This window comes from Xanthomonas sp. fls2-241-TYG-148 (genome assembly GCF_030208815.1).
In the GTDB taxonomy this organism is placed as follows: domain Bacteria; phylum Pseudomonadota; class Gammaproteobacteria; order Xanthomonadales; family Xanthomonadaceae; genus Xanthomonas; species Xanthomonas campestris.
In genome coordinates this window covers 133,757-155,379 of sequence record NZ_JARVTE010000009.1, presented here as the reverse complement: position 1 = coordinate 155,379, position 21,623 = coordinate 133,757, and the positions used below count along the sequence as shown (strand labels likewise).

13 protein-coding genes and 1 other RNA gene are annotated in these 21,623 nt (G+C 67.5%); 2 read left to right on the top strand and 12 right to left on the bottom strand.

Translation table 11 applies throughout. From position 1 onward, the window contains the following. Positions 1-27: 27 nt before the first annotated feature. The 6 genes from QRM60_RS11400 to pilG all read right to left on the bottom strand — a co-directional run bounded on the left by QRM60_RS11400 (position 28) and on the right by pilG (position 11,710). On the bottom strand, positions 28-1,209 hold the full coding sequence (locus QRM60_RS11400) for a chemotaxis protein CheB (protein WP_115556534.1): 1,182 nt from the start codon (positions 1,207-1,209) through the stop codon (positions 28-30). A 7-nt stretch (positions 1,210-1,216) separates the two neighbouring features. Beyond that, positions 1,217-8,209, bottom strand: coding sequence for an Hpt domain-containing protein (locus QRM60_RS11395; RefSeq protein WP_285446232.1), 6,993 nt, complete (start codon positions 8,207-8,209; stop codon positions 1,217-1,219). 113 nt (positions 8,210-8,322) lie between these two features. After that, complete coding sequence (locus QRM60_RS11390) at positions 8,323-10,359, bottom strand: methyl-accepting chemotaxis protein (protein WP_011038045.1); 2,037 nt, start codon at positions 10,357-10,359, stop codon at positions 8,323-8,325. A gap of 39 nt (positions 10,360-10,398) precedes the next feature. Continuing rightward, positions 10,399-10,929: a chemotaxis protein CheW gene (locus QRM60_RS11385; RefSeq protein ID WP_014508568.1), complete on the bottom strand. Its 531-nt coding sequence runs from the start codon at positions 10,927-10,929 to the stop codon at positions 10,399-10,401. Beyond that, positions 10,929-11,291 (bottom strand): response regulator, encoded by a 363-nt coding sequence (locus QRM60_RS11380; RefSeq protein WP_011038047.1) that lies wholly within the window; start codon positions 11,289-11,291, stop codon positions 10,929-10,931. The genes QRM60_RS11385 and QRM60_RS11380 overlap by 1 nt, the downstream gene beginning before the upstream one ends. A gap of 17 nt (positions 11,292-11,308) precedes the next feature. Next, positions 11,309-11,710, bottom strand: coding sequence for a twitching motility response regulator PilG (gene pilG / locus QRM60_RS11375; RefSeq protein WP_011038048.1), 402 nt, complete (start codon positions 11,708-11,710; stop codon positions 11,309-11,311). Positions 11,711-11,947: 237 nt separating this feature from the next. Here pilG and gshB point away from each other — a divergent pair, with 237 nt between their 5' ends. After that, positions 11,948-12,898: a glutathione synthase gene (gshB, locus tag QRM60_RS11370; protein WP_285446231.1), complete on the top strand. Its 951-nt coding sequence runs from the start codon at positions 11,948-11,950 to the stop codon at positions 12,896-12,898. Then, complete coding sequence (locus tag QRM60_RS11365; protein WP_115556537.1) at positions 12,895-13,770, top strand: energy transducer TonB; 876 nt, start codon at positions 12,895-12,897, stop codon at positions 13,768-13,770. Before gshB ends, QRM60_RS11365 begins: the two co-directional genes overlap by 4 nt. Before the next feature lie 219 nt (positions 13,771-13,989). Here the strand turns inward: QRM60_RS11365 and QRM60_RS11360 are convergent, their stop codons facing one another. The 6 genes from QRM60_RS11360 to mrcB all read right to left on the bottom strand — a co-directional run bounded on the left by QRM60_RS11360 (position 13,990) and on the right by mrcB (position 21,574). After that, positions 13,990-14,913, bottom strand: a complete 924-nt coding sequence (locus QRM60_RS11360; RefSeq protein ID WP_115556538.1) for an ADP-ribosylglycohydrolase family protein — start codon at positions 14,911-14,913, stop codon at positions 13,990-13,992. Next, positions 14,913-15,632, bottom strand: coding sequence for a tRNA (adenosine(37)-N6)-threonylcarbamoyltransferase complex dimerization subunit type 1 TsaB (tsaB, locus tag QRM60_RS11355; protein WP_115556539.1), 720 nt, complete (start codon positions 15,630-15,632; stop codon positions 14,913-14,915). The genes QRM60_RS11360 and tsaB overlap by 1 nt, the downstream gene beginning before the upstream one ends. Positions 15,633-15,833: 201 nt before the next feature. Then, a non-coding RNA gene (locus tag QRM60_RS11350) (sX9 sRNA) lies at positions 15,834-15,908 on the bottom strand. A 198-nt stretch (positions 15,909-16,106) separates the two neighbouring features. Continuing rightward, positions 16,107-18,113 carry an ATP-dependent DNA helicase gene (locus QRM60_RS11345; RefSeq protein ID WP_115556540.1) on the bottom strand — a complete coding sequence of 669 codons (2,007 nt, stop codon included), beginning with the start codon at positions 18,111-18,113 and terminating at the stop codon, positions 16,107-16,109. 479 nt (positions 18,114-18,592) lie between these two features. Next, the gene (locus QRM60_RS11340; protein ID WP_115573392.1) at positions 18,593-19,117 is read right to left on the bottom strand and encodes a hypothetical protein; all 525 of its coding nucleotides are present in this window, start codon (positions 19,115-19,117) and stop codon (positions 18,593-18,595) included. Positions 19,118-19,129: 12 nt separating this feature from the next. Next, positions 19,130-21,574: a penicillin-binding protein 1B gene (gene mrcB, locus QRM60_RS11335; protein WP_115556541.1), complete on the bottom strand. Its 2,445-nt coding sequence runs from the start codon at positions 21,572-21,574 to the stop codon at positions 19,130-19,132. Positions 21,575-21,623: the final 49 nt, after the last annotated feature.

The window sequence follows — 21,623 nt, the reverse complement described above, 5'->3', positions numbered from 1 at the left end:
CTTCCAATCTGGGTGGGAACGCCCGGCTTACGCCGGCCAACGCTGCGCCAACGCCTGCGCCAACTGCGCCGGGTCACCGGAAAGCATGCCTTGCTGCGCCAGGCGCGCGGCGGCGGCCGGGTCGTAGCAGCCATCGGCGGATTGCCCGGCTACCCAACCACCCTGCCCGGCCAGGGCCAGCGTGGCCTCAACCAGTGCTTCGTTGGCACCACTGAGCATCAGCACCGCGCTGTCGGCCGGCGGCAACGCGGCCACCAGCGCCGCCGGGTCGGTCTGCGCGGCAAAGGCCAGTGCACCGGCCTGCTGCTGCACGCCGACCTCGTCGGACAATACATAAACCTTGCCAGCCTCGATCGGCTGGCCAATCTCTCCCAGCTCCACCGGCAACGCCGACACCCGGCCCATCTGCCGCACCAGGTTGCCGTACTGCCCGCCATCCAGGGCCATGCGCACCAGCAGCGGGCGCGGGAAGGCCGGCGGCAGCGCGGCCAGCAGGCGGCGGATCGCATCCGGCCCGCCAATCCCGGCCATCACCAGCACCGCACCCTTGCTGGCCGCGGTCTGGTCCAGATCCACCAGCGACAGGCTGCCCGTGGACAGCGCGGCCATATCCGGCTCGCTGCGCGGACGCACCACCACGGCCACCTCATCGACCAGGCCCCAGGTGCTGGAATCGCCCAGCGCCGGTGTCGACGCAGACACCGCAGGCGCGGCCTCGGCTACGTGACTGAACATCCCATCGCCAGGCACGCGTTCGAAGGCATGCGCAGCCGCTTCCAGGTGCTGATCCAGCTGCAGGTCCGAATCCTGACGATTGGAGACGAACGCCAGGCCCGGCTCCGGCTGCAGCGATGGCTCGCTTTCGGTGCCGGGCGGCAGCACATCGGCATGGCCGTGCAGCTTGGCCGCCAGATGGCGCACCCAGCGCTGCGCTTCCCAGCCCTCGCGGCGCACGGTCAGCTCGGCTTCGTCGAAGATCACCGTGACACCGGGCATGTTGAAGGCCGGCTCCAGGGCTTCGAGCGCATCTTCGATTGCCGGCTCCAGCGCGACCAGCACCGCGACCGGCTCGGCATCGCGCAGCATCTGCACGTCGACCGCTGCCGGCTCGTCTTCCAGCACGACCTGCGCACCGGCCAGTGTCAGGGCTTCGCGCAGACGCTCGCGCGCCTGCCCGGGCCGGCCCAGCAGGGCCACTGGAGTTCCCATAGCGCCATTATTCTCGGACACGGGCGATCCCCAGCAGGTCATACACGTTTCGCATCAGATCCAACTCTTGGTAAGGCTTGCCCAGGTACCGCTGCACGCCAATCTCGAAGGCGCGCTGGCGATGCTTTTCACCGCTGCGCGAGGTAATCATCACGATCGGCACGGCCTTGAAGCGCGGGTCTGCACGCATCGCGGTGGCCAGCTCGTAGCCGTCCATGCGCGGCATTTCGATATCCAGCAGCATCAGGTCCGGCACGCGCTCTTCGAGCAGTTCCAATGCCTCGACACCATCGCGTGCGGTGGTGACATCCAGGTTGTGACGTTCCAGCACGCGGCTGGTGACCTTGCGCATGGTGAGCGAATCGTCCACCACCATCACCAACGGTACCTGGCGCTGTGCTTCGGCCGGGGTTTCCAATGCCGGACGTGCCGGCTGGGTCAGGTAACGGCGCACCAGCGGCGCGACGTCCAGGATCACCACCACGCGGCCATCGCCGGTGATGGTGGCGCCGTAGATGCCCGGCACCGAGGCAATCTGCAGGCCCACCGGCTTGACCACGATTTCGCGGTTGCCTAGCACCTGGTCGATCGCTACGGCGGCGCGCAGGTCACCGGCACGCACCAGCAGCAACGGCACCTGCGCCTGGCCATCGGCACGCGCAACCGGCTGGCCGACCAGCGAGCCGAGGTCGTGCAGCACGTACTCCTCGCCGGCGTAGTGGTAACCGCCCTCGCCCGACTCGTAACGGGTGCGCGAGATGCGTCCGATACCGCTGACCGAACCCACTGGCACCGCGAAGGTGGTTTCGCCGATCCGCACGAACACCGCCTGGGTGACCGCCAGCGTCTGCGGCAGGCGCAGGGTGAAGGTGACGCCCTGGCCGCGCACCGAGTGGATGTCCACCGAGCCGCCGAGCTGACGCACTTCGTTGCGCACCACGTCCATTCCCACGCCACGGCCGGCCAGCTGGCTGACCTGGTCGAAGGTGCTGAAGCCGGACGCGAAGATCAGGCCATCCAGTTCGGCCTCGCTGAGCTCCTGGCCGGGCTCGATCAGGCCGCGCTGTTCGCCACGGCGACGGATCGCCTCGCGGTCCAGCCCGGCGCCGTCATCGGCCACTTCCAGCACGATTTCCGAGCCTTCGCGGCGCAGACGGATCGCGATGCTGCCCTCTTCCGGCTTGCCGGCGTCGCGGCGCTGCTCGGGCGTTTCCAGCCCGTGCGCCACCGAGTTGCGCAGCATGTGTTCCAGCGGCGCGACCATGCGGTCGAGCACGTTGCGATCCAGTTCGCCCTGGGTGCCTTCCAGCACCAGATGCACCTGCTTGCCGGTTTCGGTCGCCGCCTGGCGCACCACACGGCGCAGACGCGGCACCAGGCCATCGAACGGCACCATGCGCGCACGCATCAGGCCGTCCTGCAGTTCGGAACTGACGCGCGACTGCTGTTGCAGCAGGCCGTCATATTGACGCGAGAGGTCTTCCAGCACCCCTTGCAGGCCACCCAAGTCGGCCGCCGATTCGTTCAACGCGCGGCTGAGCTGCTGCAGCGTGGAGAAGCGGTCCAGTTCCAGCGGATCGAAGGTGCGATCGCCCTGGTCCTGCTCACGCTGATAGCGCGCAACGATCTGCGCTTCGGTTTCCAGATCCAGACGGCGCAACTGGTCGCGCAGACGGGCGTTGGTGCGATCCAGTTCGCCCATGGCGCCGCGGAAGGCACCCAGCTGCTGTTCCAGCCGCGAACGGTAGATCGCCACTTCGCCGGCGTGGTTGACCAGACGGTCGAGCAGATCGGCGCGCACGCGCACCTGCTCCTGCTGCACGCGCGGCAGGAAATCCTCTTCGACCTGACCATCCACCGGGATCGGTGCCGACAGCGGTGCCGGCTCGACCGAGGCCTTGGCGATGGCACGCACATCGGCATCGGTTTGCGGCGCGGTGCTACGGCCACGGGTGCGGGTTTCGAAGGCTTCCACCAGGTCGACCGGCATCGCCACGGCGCGGTGCATGCCGGTGCGGGTCAACAACTGGTGCAGGCGATCGAAGCCGCGCTCGAACAGGCGCACGTCATCGCGATCGATGTCGGTGCGGTTGGCGGCCACGGCTTCGAGCAGCGATTCGATCGCGTGCCCAAGATCGCCGATGGCGTTGATGCCGGCCATGCGCGCGCCGCCCTTGAGCGTGTGCAGATCGCGCTGCAGTCCGTTGAGGACATCGCGGTCTTCCGGCACTTCGCGCATGCGGGCGATCAGGCCATCGCAATGGTCGAGCAGGTCGCGGCCTTCCTCGACGAAGATGTCGACCAGTTCGCCATCGAGCTCGTCGAAGTTGAGCGGGCCGATATCGAAGGCAGCGCCGGCATCGTTGGCGGTGGTATCGGCCGGTGCGGCCTCTTCCACCGGCGCACTGAAGGCCACCGGCGCGGGGTCTTCTTCTGCGCTGGCTGCTGCGTCTTCTGCGGTGACGGCGGGCTCTTCCTGCGCGTCCTGTTCGACGTGCTCGTCATGCTCGACGTGCTCGACGGGCGTGGTGTCGTGCAGCTGTGCGGCGTCCTGATCGCTGCGGCCATCGGCAGCGTCGGCGAATTGGTCATTGCTGCTGTTGGCATCGCCAGCGGGTGCATCCTGCGCCGGTGCAACGTCGGCAATCTCCTCGCTCGGCAAGGTATCGGCCAGCGGATCGCTGGCTTCTTCCACACGGTCGGCGACCTGCGCCATCTCGAACGCCTGCACCGACTCGATGGTCTGCGCCGGCACGCTGTCGCTTGCTTCTGCGTGCTCCAGCGGTGCGTCGTCCAGTTGCGCTGCGTCGGTCTCGCTCGATGCGGCAAATGCATCGAGTGGCTGCGCGCCATCCACCGCCAGCAACGCGGCCTCGTCAGCCACCTGCTGGTCGTGATCGTGGGCGGCGGCGCCGTCCTGCGTGTCGAAGTGCTCGGACGGCTGCACGTGGTCGTGCGGCAGTTCGTGCTGCTCCTGCTGCTGCTTGAAATCCTGCATCGCGTGTGTGGTGTCCACGCTATCCAGTGCAGCGGTTTCCGGTGTCCATTCTTCGGCTACCGGGGCATAGGCACCATCGTTCGCGTCGGTCCCGGCGTGCACCGCTTCCAACGCGTCGATCGTCTCGACCGACGTATCGGCCGCGTGTTCGTCGCGATCTTGATCTTGCTGTTCGGCATGCTCGCCAAGTGCATCGGCATCGGCGTGCGTCTGCTCGGAGGGCTGTTCGCCCTGCTCGGCCTGCAGATCGCTCGACGCGTGCTGCTCGGCCTGCGCCTCCTCCAGCGACGGCACGTCCAGGGTCTGCGCATCGCCCAGGCGTGCTTCGGCTTCGGCGAGTTCATCGACGGCCACCGCATCGCTCGCTGCAAAGGTCGCGGCCTCTGTCTCGGCGTGCGTGGTGTCCTCGGCCTCGTCAGCGGCGCGGTCCGTCGTCGCATCCTCGTGCGTCCGATCACCAGCATGCGCATCGACATCGGCCGGCGCGGTGGTCTGCAGATCGGTCGCGTCCCAGGCATCGGCGGCAAGCACCGGTTCGTCGGCAACCGTGTCCTGCGCGGCGGTCAGCGCAGCATCGGCATCGCTGTCGGCCTGCTGGGTGTTCTCCAGAGAGGCATCGGCCGACATCGGCACCGCGTCGATCGCTTCACGCAGTTGCTGTTCGAGCTCGGCGGTGTCGCTGATCGCTTCGCGCGGCGCGGCGTCGTCCAGCGACAGCGCGCTGCTGTTGTCGGCTTCGGCCGTGGCCAGTTCGTCGACTGCAATTGGCGCGTCGTCTTGCGGCTGGGCGTCCAGCGTCGCCTCGCCAGCGGCCTGTGCAGATACATCGCCGGTGGTCGCCAAGGCATCCGCATCGACGTAGCGCGACAGGTCTTCCACACCCGTCAGTTCGATGCCGGCGGTGTCCTGCGCGGCATCCACCTCTTCCAGTTCGTCCAGGAACACCTGTGGCGGCCACTGCGCTTCCGGCAGCTCGTCCACCAGCCCGCGCAGGCGCTCGGTGAGCGGCGCGAACGACGGAATCAGCGGCGCATCGGCGCGCAGCGCGGTCACGGTGGTGGCAATCGCCGCCGCGGTGGCAGCCAGCGCTTCCACGCCCTCTGCAGACGGCGTGGCCGACGCGCCGAGCAGTCGCTTCACATAGCTTTCGGCCGGCGTGGTGACCAGGGTGATTTCCGGCACGTCGGTCATGGCGAACGCGCCGCTCATGGTGTGCACGGCACGCAACAGTTCTTCGGTTGCCAACTGCGGGCCGTGCTGGGCGGCCTGCAGCCAGCCATGCACGGTTTCCAGATGGGTGGCGACTTCCGCTTCCAAAATTTCGCGCAACACGCTGTCCACCGACGCGGGCGTGCCTTCGGTGATCGGCGCGGTGCCGGCGGGCAGCGCCGGGATCACCGGCGCCTCGGCCACGGCCTGCACGGCGGGCACGTAATAGGCTTCTTCGCCAGCGGCCACGCGCTCGGCCACGGCCTGGATGTCCGGCAGATCGGCGCTGATGCGGCCCTGGTCGCGCAATGCGGCGTTGAACTGCGGCAGTACCTCGTAGGCCAGTTCGACCATCGCCACCACCGCCGGGCTGGCCGGCCGGGAGTTGTCGAGCACGCGGTTAAGCATGCTCTCGATCTTCCAGCTGAACTCGCCGAGTGTGCTGGCGCCCACCAGACGGCCACTGCCCTTCAGGGTGTGGAAGACACGGCGGATCGGGCGCAGGTTTTCCTGGCTGTGCGGCGCAGCGCGCCACACCGGCAGCAACTGCCCCAGGTTGACCAGTTCCTCGTCGAATTCCTCAAGGAACACGTCGCGGATGTCGTCATCGATATCGCTGTCGCCGAAGCCGCCGAAAATCCCGGCCTCTGCCGCGACCGGCGCAGGTGCGTCTGCAACCGGCGTCGCTGCCGCATCGGCGGTTGCCGGCGTGGCGGGTGCGCCATCGACGTCGAACTGTTGGGCAGCGGCATCCAGCTGCGCCAGGAACGCGGCAGACGCATCGTCCAGCTCGAATTCGCTGACCGTGGCCTGCTGCACGCGCGGGCCCGCGGCCTCGGTGGTCGGTTCGGCCGGTTCCGGCGTCGGCTCAGGCGCCGATTCCACGAACGGGTTGTCGTCTTCCTGCGGGGGCGGCGGCGGCGAGAACGCATCTTCGAGACTGCCGGCACGCTGCGACTGCACCGGGGTGATGAACTCCAGCGGCGCAATGGTGTCTTCGCCCGGCAGGTCGATCTGCTCGATCTGCAGCGGCGCGTCCTCAGCCACCACCGGCGCGACAGGCACGTCCTGTTCCAGCGCACTCAGATCGACGGTATAGCTGACCTGCGCGGCCTCGGCATCGCTGCCGTCCTGCTCGGCCGAGACCGGGTCGAACGCCGACAACGTCGGCGGTGCGCTCTGCTCGGTGGTGTCCAGCTGCCAGCTGCCCGGCGCCTGCGCGCCGTCATCGGACAAGGCCACCGGGGCAATGGTGAACGGCACGTGCGACTGGCCGGACACGGTTTCTTCCGCAGCCACCGGGTCGAACGAGAACACGCTGTCGGTTGCAGCAGCGCCGGTGTCCTGCACCGCGCTGTCGGCAAACGGCGCTTCATGCACGGTCTCGTTGGCCCATTCCAGCGACGCAGCGGGCGCGGCGTCGTTGGCGGCCGGGTTCGGCTCGCTGAGCTGCTGTGCGAACGGCACCACTGCAGGCTGCGGTTCGGCCGCGCCAGGTTGGTCGGCACCCACCGGCAGTTCGGACGGCTGGCCCGACGGCAACGGCCAGTAACGCAGGGTTTCCAGGCTGTTGCGGGTGATGTCGAGGATTTCCTCGCGGCCGGGACGGCGCTCGCGCAGGGCTTCCAGGTAGTACTCCAGGCTGGCCATGGCATCGGCCAGGGTGTCCAGCTGGCGACCACTGGGGACACGCTGCTTGCCGATCAGTTCCAGATCGACATAACGGCGCACGCCTTCCAGGTAATCGGCGGCCTGCGGCAATTCCAGAATCCGCAGCGCACCGCCCACTTCGCCCAGCAGATGCGGCACGTCGGTGAGGCGGGCGTGGTCCCAGTTGGTCTCGATGAAGGCGACGAAGTGTTCGCGCGCGGCACCGAAGTTGGCAATCGCTTCCTGCGCCAGCACGTCGACCGTGCGACGCACTTCCGAGGCACTGGCACTGGTGCTGGCTTCATCGCCGGCTTCGCCGACGTCGGCACCGAGGCTGGCGACCTGATCGTCCAGCGAGGCATCCACGTACAGCAGCGCGCCGGCGATATCCAGCAGCACGCCTTCGTCCATCTGCACCTGGCCATCGACCACACGGGCCAGCGCGTCACGCTGCTGCACCACCACGTTGCGTGCAACACCCAGGCCCATCATGCCCAACGTGTCGGCCACGCTGCCGAGTTCCTTGACCTGGGTCTGCAGCTCGGCGATGTCGCCGCCGGTGCGCAGATGCAGGTCCAGCGCGTCCTTGACGCGCAGCAGTTCTTCCTTGACCGCATTGCCGACGGTGTCGAGCAATTCGCGGTTACGTCCGCTCAGGCTGCCGCGGGCGTGATCCAGCTCGGCCTCGGTGGCAACACCGGCCTGCGGATCGAAGGCGAACAGCACGCTCTCGTTGAGGCCCGGCTGGCCGCGCGTGGCACGGATCTCGTTGAGCAGCGGCAGCAGCACGATCGGAATGTCGCGGTGGCCGTTTTGCAGGCGCTCCAGGTAATCGGGCAGCAGCACGGTGCCGCGCATCAGCATCGCGCAGGCCTCGTCGCGGTCGCCGACCTCACCGGCCTGCACCGCGTTGGCGAGCAGTTCCAGTTCTTCGGCCACCATCGCCGGCGCGTACAGCTCGACCATCCGCAACGTGCCCTGCACCTGGTGCAGATAGCCCGCGCAGAAACGCATCCGACTGGTGTCGGACGGTTCTTCGGCGAAGTACTCGATCTCGTTGCGCGCCTGGCGCAACGTTTCATCCAGCTCCGGCTTGACCCAGCCCAGTGCGGCGTGGCTCATCGCATCGCGAAGCGCACTCATTGCAGCCCCCTGACAACGACCGCACGACCGCAATTGCGGCGCTTGGCCCATTCCTGCATCGACGTAACGCGACTACGCGCCATCTGCTGATCCTTTCCCGTTCCGCGTCGTGGTCACGCCGGCAGCTTGAAGTCGGCAACCGAACGGCGCAGATCGGCCGCCAGCTGGGCCAGATTGCCGATCGACGCGGCCGTCTTGCCTGCACCCTGCGAGGTCTGACTGGTGATCTGACGGATCACGCCCATGGTCTGTGTGATGTCCGCCGCCGCAGCGGACTGCTGGTGCGCGGCGATGGAGATGTTCTTAATCAAGTTGTTCAGTGCGTTGGACACGCGCTCGATTTCGGTCAGCGCGGTGCCGGCGTCTTCGGCCAGGCGTGCACCGGACACTACTTCGGAGGTGGTCTGCTCCATCGAGCTGACCGCCTCGTTGGTATCGGCCTGAATGGTCTGGACCAGGCCTTCGATGCGTCGGGTCGCACTGGAGGTGCGTTCTGCCAGGCGTTGCACTTCGTCGGCCACGACCGCGAAACCGCGACCGGCCTCGCCTGCCGAGGCGGCCTGCACCGCGGCGTTGAGTGCCAGGATGTTGGTCTGCTCGGAAATGTCGTTGATCAGTTCCACGATCGAGCCGATCTCCTGCGAAGACTCGCCCAGGCGTTTGATGCGCTTGGAGGTTTCCTGGATCTGGTCGCGGATCTGGTCCATGCCCTGGATCGTCTCGCGCACCACGCCGGCACCCTCGGCGGCGATCACCACCGAGCGCTGCGCCACTTCGGCCGACTCGGTGGAGTTGCGCGACACCTGCTCAATACTGGCGGCGATTTCGCTGATGCGCTCGGAAGCGGTGGTGATCTGGTTGGCCTGCTGGCCGGCCGCATCGGCCAGCTGCATTGCCGTGGCCTGGGTTTCCTCGGTCGACACGGCCACCTTGGCCGAGGTGTCGTTGATCGTGGTCACCAGGTGGCGCAGCTCGTCCACGGCGTAGTTGATTGCGTCGGCAATGGCGCCGGTCATGTCCTCGGTCACCGAGGCCTTCACGGTCAGGTCGCCCTCACCAAGCGAGCTGATTTCGTCCAGCAACCGCATAATGGCCTGCTGATTACGGCTGTTGAATTCCACCTGCGACTGGTAGCGCACGTCCTGCTCGCGCGAGCGCGCACGCACCGTACTCCACACGAATCCGATAATCGCCAGCAGCGCCAGCAAACCGGAGACCACGCCCAGCCAGAAGTTCGGGAACAGGCGCGTGTCGCGCACCGAACCGAACGCGGAGAACGCATCGAACAGCTTCTTGCTGTCGTCGAGCATCTTGCTCGAGCCGGCGGTCAGCGCCGCGGCCGAGGACTGCGCGGCGAACAGATTGCGCGAGCTGGCCAGAATGGCGTCGACGTCCTTCTTCATCGTCGTCCACTGCGCCTGCGACTGCTCCAGTGCCGACAGCGCGGCCGGGTTACGCACCGCGGCAATGCCCAGTTCGTCGTTACCGGCGCGCAGGCCTTCGAGCATCTGCGTGAACACCACCGAGTCGCGTGCCAGCGCGTCGCCCGAGGACGCCGCATTGGCGCCACCGGCGCGCATTTCGGTCACCCGGCGCGCCATGGTGCCGGCGACCACGACCTGCTGCAGCGTGTTGTAGATCTGCGAGGCGGGCGCGCCGCTGACAGTCATTGCGCGCACCACTTCGTTCAACTGCGCCTGCAGCTGCGGCACGCTGCCGGAGAAGCGGTCGGCATTGCCGGCCAGGCCGAGCACGGCCGGTTCGCTGGCGATCACCTGGTCGGCGTTCTTGCTCAGCGGCACCCAGGTCGACTTGAGTTGCGCCATCGCGCCAGAGACCGAGCCTTCCTGGCCGTAGCGGCCATCCAGTTCGCTGACCGTGCTGTCGATGCGGCCCTTGGTCTCCTTGAACGCGGCATAGGCCTTGGCGTCACCGGAGACCGCTTCGCGGCCCTGGTTGGCCAGCTGTTGCGAGAGCACCTGCAGGTCGGCCGCGCCGGTGCTGGCACCAGCCAGGCGGCTGCCTTGCCAGGTGGCGACGCCGGTATTGGCGCCGAACACGATCATCGACAACACCAGCAGGCCAAGCCAGAAGCTGGTGCTGACGCTGCCGAGCTTGTTGGTCTTGCGGGCGTCCGGGGCGGTACTCATGGTTCGACCTCGATCTGTATGACGTGGCGGGGTCGCGGCTTAGGCCGCGGCCTGCCGGAATTCAGGAGTGCGTGACAGCAACGCCAGGGAGAACACACCCCAGTCCTGCGTCTCGTTGCGGAAAGCACGATCGATGAAGTGGGCATAGCGGCCTTGCGCCAACTCGCCCGGTTCGACCGCCTGCGCCTGTTCGAAGCTGCGCTGGCCGTACAGCTCATCGATGGTCAGCGCGACGTCGCCGCCGCTCTGACGCATGATCAGTACGCGTTGGCCTTCCTGCAGCACCGTGCGCCGGCCCTCCAGGAACTGCTTCAGATCGATCACCGGGAACAGGTTGCCGCGCAGGTTGCCCACGCCCAGCAGCCAGGGCTGCGCGCCCGGCACCGGCGTCACCGGCGGCATCGGCACGATTTCGGCGACTTCGCGGAAATCCGAGACCAGCCGGCGAGTGCCGACGCGATACCCCACGCCACGCCAGATATCGGCCGAGAACTGACGTTCCGGCAGCGGCGTGGCATGCGCAAGGCTACGGCGCTCGTAGTCTTCGAGAATGTCGAATGGAGAACGCATCAACGCACCAGTTGTTTGATGCGCGCGATCAGATCGTCCTCGCGCGGCGGCTTGACGATGTAGTCGCTTGCACCCTGCCGCAATCCCCAGGCCTTATCGGTTTCCATGCCCTTGGTGCTGACCAGCAGCACGGGGATGTCCTTGGTTGCCTGATCGCGCGCAAGTGCACGTGTGGCTTGGAAGCCGCTCATGCCGGGCAGCACCACATCCATCAGCACCAGATCGGGCGCCTGGCTGCGAATCAGCTCAAGTCCTTCTTCGGCGTTGTCGGTGGCGACGACCGTATGGCCAGCTTTTTCCAGCCATTGACTGAAGACTGCCCGGTCGGTGGGCGAGTCCTCGATCAATATGATTCGAGCCATGTTGCCTTTCCCCCTGGTCAGGCGTTGACGTACGTACGGATCGCGCTCAGTAGTTCTTCACGGGTGAATGGCTTGGTCAGATATTGCTCGGAGCCGACGATGCGGCCGCGTGCCTTGTCAAACAGGCCATCCTTGGAAGACAACATGATCACCGGCGTCGACTTGAAGAGCTGGTTGCCCTTGATCAACGCGCACGTCTGGTACCCATCCAGGCGCGGCATCATGATGTCCACGAAAATGATCTGAGGTTGCTGGTCCGCAATTTTGGCCAGTGCCTCGAATCCGTCCGTCGCTGTCACCACTTCACAGCCTTCGCGCTTGAGCAGCGTTTCGGCAGTGCGGCGAATGGTCTTCGAATCATCGATAACCATCACCTTCAGTCCTGCGAGTTCCCCACCCGCAGCCATGTTTTCAGTCATGCAAATATCCCCGGGCGCGCGACGCTTCATCCCTTCCGACGTCGCTACGAAACTACATGTATATCCCAAGACCCGCATCGACTGTCAAGGGTGCGTTGCCGGGGCCCCGCCAGGCGGACGTTCCGACCGCAGCAGGGCGCCCTTGGACCGGCAAGTCGCGCATTCGCAACCCGCCGGGCGCGCCATCGCCCACCGCTTGAAGTTACCATCGGCAGCTTGTTCTAAAGGTTTAGCCCCATGTCGCTCGACGTCGTTGTGGTGATGGATCCCATCGCCTCCATCAAGATCGCCAAAGACACCACCTTCGCCATGTTGCTGGAAGCCCAGCGCCGTGGTCACCGGCTGCATTATGTGCGCCCCGGCGGACTCAGCCTGCACGAAGGACGCGCCGTGGCGCAGGTCGCGCCGCTGAGCGTGCGCGAGGACACGTCCAGCTGGTTCACCCTGGGCGCGTTCGCCGAGCTGGTGTTCGGTCCCGGCCAAGTGGTGCTGATGCGCAAGGACCCGCCGGTGGATGCCGAGTTCATCTACGACACCCAGGTGCTGGCCGTGGCGCAGCGCGCCGGTGCCCAGGTGGTCAACGACCCGCAGGGCCTGCGCGACTACAACGAGAAGCTGGCCGCGCTGCTGTTCCCGCAGTGCTGCCCGCCGACCCTGGTCAGCCGCGATGCGGCCGCACTGAAGGCGTTCGTGCTCGCGCATGGCCAGGCGGTGCTCAAGCCGCTGGACGGCATGGGCGGGCGCTCGATCTTCCGCAGCGGCACCGTCGACCCCAATCTCAACGTGATCCTGGAAACGCTGACCGATGGCGGCCGCAAGCTGACCCTGGCGCAGCGCTTCATTCCCGACATCACTGCCGGCGACAAGCGCATCCTGCTGGTGGACGGCGAGCCGGTGGACTATTGCCTGGCACGCATTCCGCAGGGCGACGAGTTCCGCGGCAATCTGGCCGCCGGCGGCCGCGGCGAAGGCCGCCCGTTGTCCGAGCGCGACCGCTGGATCGCCGCGCAGGTGGGCCCGGAAATGAAACGCCGCGGCATGCGCTTCGTGGGCCTGGACGTGATCGGCGATTACCTCACCGAAGTCAACGTCACCAGCCCCACCTGCGTGCGCGAGCTGGATGCGCAGTTCGGGCTCAATATTGCCGGGCTGCTGTTCGATGCGATCGAGGCCGGCACCGCGCAATGAGCACGGCCGCGGCCTTGCCTGCACCGATGGACGAACGCCAGCGTCTGACCGCGACGCTGGTGATCTCGCTGCTGCTACATGGCCTGCTGATCCTGGGCGTGGGCTTTGCGGTGAGCGAAGACGCACCGCTGGTGCCGACCCTGGATGTGATCTTCAGCCAGACCAGCACTCCGCTGACGCCCAAGCAGGCCGACTTCCTGGCCCAGGCCAACCAGCAGGGCGGCGGCAACCACGACACCGCGCAGCGCCCGCGCGACAGCCAACCGGGCGTGGTGCCGCAAGACCGCACCGGGCTGGCGCCGCAGGCGCAGCGTGCCACCACCGTGCAGGCGCCCTTGCCGACGCAGACGCGGGTGGTGTCCAGCCGCCGCGGCGAACAGGCCGTGCCAACCCCGCAACCCAATCCGCAGACCGACCGGCTCTCGCCTGCCGACGCGCAACGCGTGCAGCGCGATGCCGAGATGGCGCGGCTGGCGGCCGAGGTGCATCTGCGCTCGGAGCAATACGCCAAGCGTCCCAACCGCAAGTTCGTGTCCGCCAGCACCCGCGAGTACGCCTACGCGAATTATCTGCGCGCGTGGGTGGACCGCGCCGAACGGGTCGGCAACCTCAATTACCCTGACGAAGCGCGCCGCCGCCGGCTGGGCGGCAAGGTGGTGATCACCGTGGGCGTGCGCCGCGACGGCAGCGTGGAAAGCAGCCGTGTACTGGTCTCCAGCGGCACCCCAGTGCTGGATGCGGCCGCCTTGCGGGTGGTGCAACTGGCGCAGCCGTTTCCGCCGCTGCCGCGCAGCAAAGACGATGTCGACATCCTGCAGGTCACCCGCACCTGGTTGTTCCTACCCGGCGGCGAATTGCACGACGACCGCTGAGCGTGCATACGCGCGGGGCTGCATGGGCACTGCCTGGGCACGCGCTGCTGGTGAATCGGTAGCGTATTGAGAGGTGCCCACGTTGCGCGCAGGAGTGCAGCGCGCGTCGATGTGTGGCGACCGGCCGCCCAATCAATCGCTGCGCACACGCACACGGCGACGATGCAGCACGCCGGGCGATCGATCGCCTCGTTGGCTACCAGCGCTTCGCAACCGCGGTCAGAGCGCCTGCGCTGCTTCGTAGAGGCGATCGGCCAATGCGACGATCTCGGCGGCATCCTGCACCCGTTCACGCCAGGCCGCCGGAATGCCGTCGATGCCGTAGAACGCGCCGGCCAGTTGCCCGCAGATCGCGGCGGTGGTGTCGGCGTCGTCACCGAGGTTGGCGGCGCGCAGCACTGCATCGGCAAAGGTGTCTGTGGTGGCGAAGCACCACAACGCCGCCGACAACGCATCGACGACGTAGCCGGTGCCGCGGATCTGCGCACGTGCCACGGATGCGTGCACGCGCACCAACAGCGCGCCAATTGCAGGCGTCACCAGCGATTGCGACGGCAACGCTGCTGGCTGCAACACCTCATCGCGGCCGCTGCCGAGCAGCGCAGCACGCAGCTGGAACGCAAACAGGCGGCACGCATCCAGCGCCTCTGGCGCGGCATGGGTGGTGCGTGAGCTGTCTGCGGCGCGCTCGCCCAGCTGCTCGGGACGCCGCGCGTAAAACATCGCCACCGGGGCCAGACGCATCAGCGAGCCGTTGCCCGCCGCGCGCGGGTCGTCGCTGCCGCTGAAAGCCGGGCCGCCATCCAGATAGCGCTCCAGCGCCTGGCGGACGGTACCACCGATATCGAAACAGGTGCCGGTGCTGCTGAGATAGCCGTGCTGGTACCAGTTGCAATAGCGGTTCATCTGATCGGCGGCGTCGAAGCCCTGCCGATACAGCAGGCTGTGCGCCAGGCACAGCGCCATGGATGTGTCGTCGGTCCATTGCCCGGCGCGCAAGGCGAACGGCCCGCCGCCGTGCATGTCAGTGATCGGGGTGAAGCTGCCGGGCGCGCAGAATTCCAGCGTGGTGCCGAGTGCATCGCCCACCGCCAGCCCCAGCAGGCAACCGCGGAAACGCGCCTGTGCCGTTGCGCTGTCCATCAACGTCGAACCTCCGCCGCCTTCGCTGCGCGTGCGGCCTGCTGTTCAACCAAGGTGAGCGCGACGTTGTCACGCAGATAGGCCGGCTCCACCCGCTCCGGTGCCACGCCCTCGCCGCGCAGCGCTGCAGGCAGCGCCAAGGTCAGCAGGTCCGCGGCATGTGGCAGCGCAGCCGCATCCATGCTGGACAGCCGGCCGGCGAAGCGTTGCTGCAGCGGCATCTCGCCGGCAGCCAGGCCGGTACCGACGCCGGCCCACTGCGGCGCGCTCTGCGGCAGCAGCACGGCCTCCGGCGCGCAGACCACTTCGGACCCGAGCGTCAGCAGCGCATCGCCCTGACGCTCGAACAGCCCGGCATACACCTCGCCCATCCGCGCATCGATGCAGGCCAGCACATGGGTGGCCTCGGCCGGTGCGCGCAGTGCCAAGACCTGCAGGGTGGAGATGGCGAGCACCGGCAGATCCAGTGCCAATGCAATGCCCTGCGCGATGCCGATCGCCAGGCGCACGCCGGTGAACGCACCGGGCCCGCGGCCCACTGCAATCGCATCCAGCTGGCGACGGCTGATGCCGGCTTCGGCAAGCAGCTGCTCGGCCCAGGGCAGCGCCAGCTCCGCGTGCCGGCGTGGCGCGAGTTCGAAGCGCTCACGTACGGCTCCATCGACATGCAGCGCGACGGAGCAGGCCTCGGTGGAGGTTTCGAATGCGAGGATTTTCATGGGCGAGAACCGTGAATCAGGGACCGGGAATCGGGGCCCGGAGAGACGCAAAGCTTAACTGATCGACCTGGGGCGCCCGAGTCGGGGCGTGAGCCGGGTCGTAGCGGGTTGGCGGCGGCCGACATGCGACGGGCGTCTGTGTCGATGGATGACGCCACGTGCTGCGGTGACGGGAGGCTCGCAGCAGCACTGATTAAGAGCGGCTAACAAAACGTAGCGAGCAGTAGTCAGGTCGGTGCGGACGGCGCGGAGGAACCGGAGTGAACGGGGGCACATGCCGATTCCGAGCACCGGCCGCGCCCGCCTAGCGGCTGCGCAGTCGTTTTGATAGCTGCTCTAAGATTTGCATCAGCGGCGACAGTGCTGCACTGCCGCTGTCGGCAGCGCCTTTGGCACAGTTCGGCATGCGTACTTGCAGCAGTCTTCGCAGCGAATCCATCCACGCGCAGCGACGCAATCGCCACTAACCGCTGCTCAGTCGGGCAGCAACGTCGCAACCTCTGATCCGGCCTGCCCAGCCTCGGGCCCCGCGCCGAAAAACGCACGCACATCATCGATCTCGCGAGTGCGTGAAAACGGCGGCAACGAATTCAGGAAGGTACGCCCGTAACCCTTGTTCAACAGCCGCGGGTCGCATAACACCAGCACGCCGCGATCGGTTTCGCTGCGGATCAGCCGGCCCACGCCCTGCTTGAGCGCGATCACCGCCTGCGGCAGTTGTTCGTCGCGGAAGGGATTGCCGCCATCGCGGCGGATCGCATCCAGGCGTGCCTCAAATACCGGGTCGTCGGGTGCGGCGAACGGCAGCTTGTCGATCACCACCACGCTCAACGCATCGCCAACCACGTCCACGCCCTCGCGGAAGCTGGCCGAACCGAGCAGCACGCCATTGCCCGAGGTGCGGAAACGCTGCAGCAAGGTCGCGCGCGGCGCCTCGCCCTGCACGAACAACGGCCACGGCCCATCGCGCAGGGCTTCGGCGGCTTCACGCAGCGCACGGTGAGAGGCAAACAGCAAAAACGCGCGGCCATTGGAGGCTTCCAGCACCGGATGCAGTGCGGCGATCAGCGCCGTGCCGAAGCCGCGTGCGGCCGGGTCCGGCAGATTTGGCGGCAGATAACACAGCGCCTGACGCGCCCAATCGAACGGGCTGGGCTGCAACAAGGTGATCGGGTCGTTCAAGCCCAGCCGCAAGGCGATGTGGTCGAACTCCCCGCCCACCGCCAGCGTGGCGGAAGTGAACACCCACGCCGCCTGCGATTTTTCGCGGTGCTCGCGCAACGGGCCGGACACATCCAGCGGCGTGCGCTGGCAACGAAAGCCACGCGGGCTGAGCTCGTACCACAGCACGTCGTTGTCCACCGTTTCCGGCAGGTCCTGTTCGAAATCCGGCACCGGCACGTCTTCGCCCAGCCAGCGCGACAGGCGATTGAGCGCCTCCTGCGCACGCGCCGTGCAGCCGTCAAACCCCGGCGAGGCCTCGCGCAGCGGCAGCAACGCCTCGCCCAGGCGCGCCAGCGCGGACAGCACCGCATCGAAGCCCTCGCGCACCTGCGGCTTGGCCAGCGCGCGCCATTGCGTACCGCGCGGCGGCAAGCCTTCCATGCCTGCGCGTAGCCCGCGCAGGGCGTCGTCCAGCGCCAGGATCGGCGCCTGCAGGCTTGCCTGCGCGCCGGCCACCAACCGCGCCTCCACCATGCAATCGCGGGCCAGTTCCTGCCACGGCCGCATGCCGAAACTCTCGCCAAAGAAATTGGCCGCCAGTTCCGGCAGCTGATGCGCCTCGTCGATCACGAAGGCCTGCGCGCCCGGCAGGATCTCGCCAAACCCTTCCTGCTTGAGCGCCAGATCGGCCAGCAACAGATGGTGGTTGACCACCACCAGATCGGCCGCCTGGGCGCGCTGCCGGGCCTGCACCACGAAACATTCCGAATAGAACGGGCATTCCGTGCCCAGGCAGTTGTCGACGGTGGAGGTGACCATCGGCAGCAGCGGCGAATCGTCCGGCAATGCATCCAGCTCGGCCATGTCGCCGAACTGGGTGCGCCCACTCCAGGCGACGATGCGCTGGAACTGGGTGACCTGCTCGGGGCTGGCAAACCGGGGTTCACCCCGCGCCTGCTGGGTGCGGTACTTGCACAGATAATTGGCGCGTCCCTTGAGCAGCGCACTGCGCAGACCGATGCCGAGCGCGGCGCGCACGCGCGGCAGATCGCGATGGAAGAGCTGGTCCTGCAGCGCGCGCGTGCCGGTGGAGACGATGGTCTTCAGCCCGGACAACAACGCCGGCACCAGATACGCATAGGTCTTGCCAGTGCCGGTACCGGCCTCGGCCAGCAGCACGTCGCGCTGTTCGAAGGCCTCGGCAATGGCGCCGGTCAGGCGCAACTGCGCGGCACGTGGCGCGAACGCGTCGAGCTGGCGCGCGAGCGCCCCGCCTTCGCTAAGCGCCTCGATGCTGGCAGTGGCAAGTTGGGACATGACGGACGACGAGAGCGTGGGGAACGCAACAGCCTAACGCGTGTACGCGGCCGCTGCCTTGGCGGGGCATGGCGGATCGCACCCGAGGCGACGCTGTTGAAGGACGGCCCTGGGCGCGGAGCCTGCTTCGGGCGGCGTGACACCAAGCCACTGCCGGCCACGCCGTGGGGCGCTAATCGTTGGCGGCCACGGGCCCGGCTTGGAGGTTGAATGCGCACCCGGCTGCCGACGCCGCGCCTTGGGGCGCCGCGGTCCTCAGAACCTGCCGGCTTACCGGCAAGGTTTCGAACCAGCCACATGACATGCCAGGCAGCCACGAGCGAACGAGACAAATAGCAGGCCGTTGACTGTGCGCATCCTCAAGGCTGTGAGCAGCACTTCGCACATGCCCACCTAACCGCCCTCACGCATCAACGCAGCACATGCAGCGGCGCGCGTTGCACCCCACTCCCAGGCCGGCTACCCGCCCTGCAGCTCGATCAATACCGCTTCACACCCGGCACCGTGCACCCGACGATCTGCGCCTTGGCCGAGGCCGCGTTTTCTTTTTCGCCACGCGCCAGGCGCGCCTGTTCGATGGTCGCCCAATGGCGGCGGCACAGCGGGCCGGTCTTGGAACCCAGTTCGACGGCCTGCTTGGCAAAGCGCTCGGAAGCATTCCAATCGCCCTGCAACACGGCCACTTCGGCGCGTTCCTGCAGAATCGCCGGGTCACCGGAGACCAGGCCCAATGCCTGATCGAGCGCCGCCGCCGCCGCCGCCAGGTCGCCGATCTGCCGCTTGGCCTTGGCGGTTTCGCGCAGATCGTCCACTTGCGGGTCGCGCAGCGGCTGCACCGACAGCTCGGTGTCGTCGACGCCGGCTTCGCGTTCGATCAAGGCCAGCCGTTGCGCCGGGGTGGTGGTGTCCACCGGCGCCGGTGGTGGCGCGGGCGGCGCGCTGATGCAGGCGGTCAGGGCGGCAAGGACGCCAACAAGGGCAAGCAAACGGTGCAATCGGATCATGAGTCGTTCCTGTCAGTGCGCAGGTGGGGGCGAGGCAGGTGCGGCCGCGGGCGTTTCGGTCTTCTTGTCCAGGCCGAAGAACCGGCGCCAGCCGCCGCCGCTGGATTGCTCGGCCGGTGCGCTGCCGTCGGCAGGCGCCTCTTCGATGGACGGTGCGTTGCCGGCGCACGACGCGTATGCCGGGGTGAAGCCGACCACGAACGGGAACTGGCGCGCACCTGGGCAACCTGCATCGGTCACGCCAGTGCCGCTGGCGTCCACCCACTGCCAATCCAGGCCCTTGCCGCTGACCTTCAACGGCGCGCTCGGCAGCCGCGCGAAGATGCTCGACCACACCCGCATCGAGCCGGTGGCGCCATATAGGCCGGTTTCGGCGTTCTGGTCGTTGCCCATCCAGATCACTGCCAGATGGTCGCCGGTGTAGCCGGCATACCAGCTGTCGCGGCCGTCGTTGGAGGTGCCGGTCTTGCCGGCCGGCGACAACCGCCCCAGGCCATCGCCCAGCAACTGGCGCGCGGTACCACCGCTGACCACCTGCTGCAGACCGATGCTGATCAGGTTGGCGGCGACCGAATCGCCTTCCTGCGCCGGCGCCGGGGTCTTGTCGTAGCGCTTGAGTAACTTGCCCTGCGGATCGAGCACGCCGCGCACCGCATGTAGCGGCTGGATCTCGCCGCCGGCGGCCAGGAACTGGTACAGCTGCGCCATGCCGTACGGGCTCTGGTCGGTGGCGCCCAGGATCAACGAAGGATTGGTCTCGGCCTTGATGCCGGCCAGCACCTGGATCAACTGCGCCACGCGCTCCGGACCCACCTGCATGCCCACCCGCACCGTGGCCTGGTTGTACGAGTGCGCCAGCGCATCGATCAGGCGCACCGTGCCATGGCTGCGATTGTCCGAATTGCCCGGCGACCAGGTCTTGCCGCGGGCAAGCTGCACGGTCACCGGGGAATCGTCGACCCAGCTGGACAACGCCCAACGGTCAGGCGAGGCCAGTGCCAGCAAGTAGACGAAGGGCTTGAGCAGCGAGCCGACCTGGCGCTGCGCTTCCACGGCACGGTTGAACCCGGGCTTGGCCACGTCGCGGCTGCCGACCACCGCCAGCACATCGCCGTTATGCACGTCGGTCAGCACCAGGCCGGCCTGCAACGGCGGGCGCTTCTTGTTGTCCAGCCGCTTGATGGTGCCGGTCACCGCACCTTCGGCATACGCCTGCGCAGACGGCGACATGCCGGTGAGCACGCTCATGCCAGCGCCTTGCAGCACGCCTTCCGGGTAGTCATGCGCCAATTGCCGGCGCACCAGATCCACGTAAGCCGGGAAGCGATTGGCGGCGACCAGGCCCGGCTCCTTGGGCACGCCGAGCGGCGCGGCCAGCGCGCGCTTGTACTCGGCCTCGTCGATGAGATTGTTCTCGCGCAGTTTGCCCAGCACGAAGTTGCGCCGGTCCAGCGCGCGTGCGGGGCTGCGTCGCGGGTCGTAATACGACGGCCCCTTGACCAGGCCGATCAGCAGCGCGACCTGTTCGGTGGTCATCGAGCCCAGCTCGCGGCCGAACCACAGCTCCGCACCGGACGACACGCCGTGCACGGCCTGCCCGCCGCGCTGGCCCAGGTACACCTGGTTGAGATACGCCTCCAGGATGGTGCGCTTGTCGTAGCGCGCCTCCATGATCACCGCATACAAAATCTCGTTGAACTTACGGGTGACCGTCTGTTCCTTGCCGATGCCGAGCAGGCCGCTGCGCGCGAGCTGCTGGGTCAGCGTGCTGGCACCCTGGCGCACCTGGCCGCCGGAGCGCGCCATGATCCAGGCCGCGCGCACCATGCCGCTCAGGTCGATGCCGTGGTGGCTGTTGAAATCGCGATCTTCCACCGCCTGCAGCCCGGTGACCAGCAGCTCGGGCACTTCTTCCATGCGCACCAGGCGGCGCTCTTCCTGCTTCTGACCGTACAGCGTGGCAATGCGTGCCGGATCCAGCCGCGCGCTCTTGAGCGTCTTGCGGTCGGCCGCATCGCGTACGCTGGCCACCCGTCCAGCGGACAGCGCAACCTCGATCCGACGCGCCGGCACCTGCCCGTCCACGTCGATATAGCCACGGCTGGCAATCACGAAGCGGCTGACGTCCTGCTGATAGGTGCCCGCCAGCTTGCCCAGCCCATCATCACGGTAGGACGCCGCGTCCAGCTCGGTCTTCAGCGTGGCTGCGTCCAGCGCCTTGCCCGGCACCAGCACCAGTGGCCGGCCGTACACGCGCGTGGGGATCTGCCAGCGCAGCTCCCCGAAACGCTGGGTCACCTGCTTGTTCAGATACATCGTGTACGGGATCAGGAAACCGAGCGCCAGCGCGAATGCCGCCAGGCCCCAGACGATCAGCCTGCGTTGCCAGCGGGAGCCTTGCTCGGTGGAGTCGTCCTCGAAATCGTCGGGAGCGTCGTGATCGTAGCGTCGGGGCACAGGGATGCGAGAATGTAGAGTCCGGCGAGTCTAGCGCAGCCCTGTCGTG

Excerpts from the sequence above, each read along its gene's own strand:
- QRM60_RS11380 (WP_011038047.1), bottom strand. The coding sequence starts at position 11,291 with ATGGCTCGAATCATATTGATCGAGGACTCGCCCACCGACCGGGCAGTC.
- QRM60_RS11385 (WP_014508568.1), bottom strand. The coding sequence starts at position 10,929 with ATGCGTTCTCCATTCGACATTCTCGAAGACTACGAGCGCCGTAGCCTT.
- QRM60_RS11395 (WP_285446232.1), bottom strand. The coding sequence starts at position 8,209 with ATGAGTGCGCTTCGCGATGCGATGAGCCACGCCGCACTGGGCTGGGTC.
- gshB (WP_285446231.1), top strand. The coding sequence starts at position 11,948 with ATGTCGCTCGACGTCGTTGTGGTGATGGATCCCATCGCCTCCATCAAG.
- pilG (WP_011038048.1), bottom strand. The coding sequence starts at position 11,710 with ATGACTGAAAACATGGCTGCGGGTGGGGAACTCGCAGGACTGAAGGTG.
- QRM60_RS11345 (WP_115556540.1), bottom strand. The coding sequence starts at position 18,113 with ATGTCCCAACTTGCCACTGCCAGCATCGAGGCGCTTAGCGAAGGCGGG.
- tsaB (WP_115556539.1), bottom strand. The coding sequence starts at position 15,632 with ATGAAAATCCTCGCATTCGAAACCTCCACCGAGGCCTGCTCCGTCGCG.
- QRM60_RS11400 (WP_115556534.1), bottom strand. The coding sequence starts at position 1,209 with ATGGGAACTCCAGTGGCCCTGCTGGGCCGGCCCGGGCAGGCGCGCGAG.
- QRM60_RS11365 (WP_115556537.1), top strand. The coding sequence starts at position 12,895 with ATGAGCACGGCCGCGGCCTTGCCTGCACCGATGGACGAACGCCAGCGT.
- QRM60_RS11360 (WP_115556538.1), bottom strand. The coding sequence starts at position 14,913 with ATGGACAGCGCAACGGCACAGGCGCGTTTCCGCGGTTGCCTGCTGGGG.
- QRM60_RS11340 (WP_115573392.1), bottom strand. The coding sequence starts at position 19,117 with ATGATCCGATTGCACCGTTTGCTTGCCCTTGTTGGCGTCCTTGCCGCC.
- QRM60_RS11390 (WP_011038045.1), bottom strand. The coding sequence starts at position 10,359 with ATGAGTACCGCCCCGGACGCCCGCAAGACCAACAAGCTCGGCAGCGTC.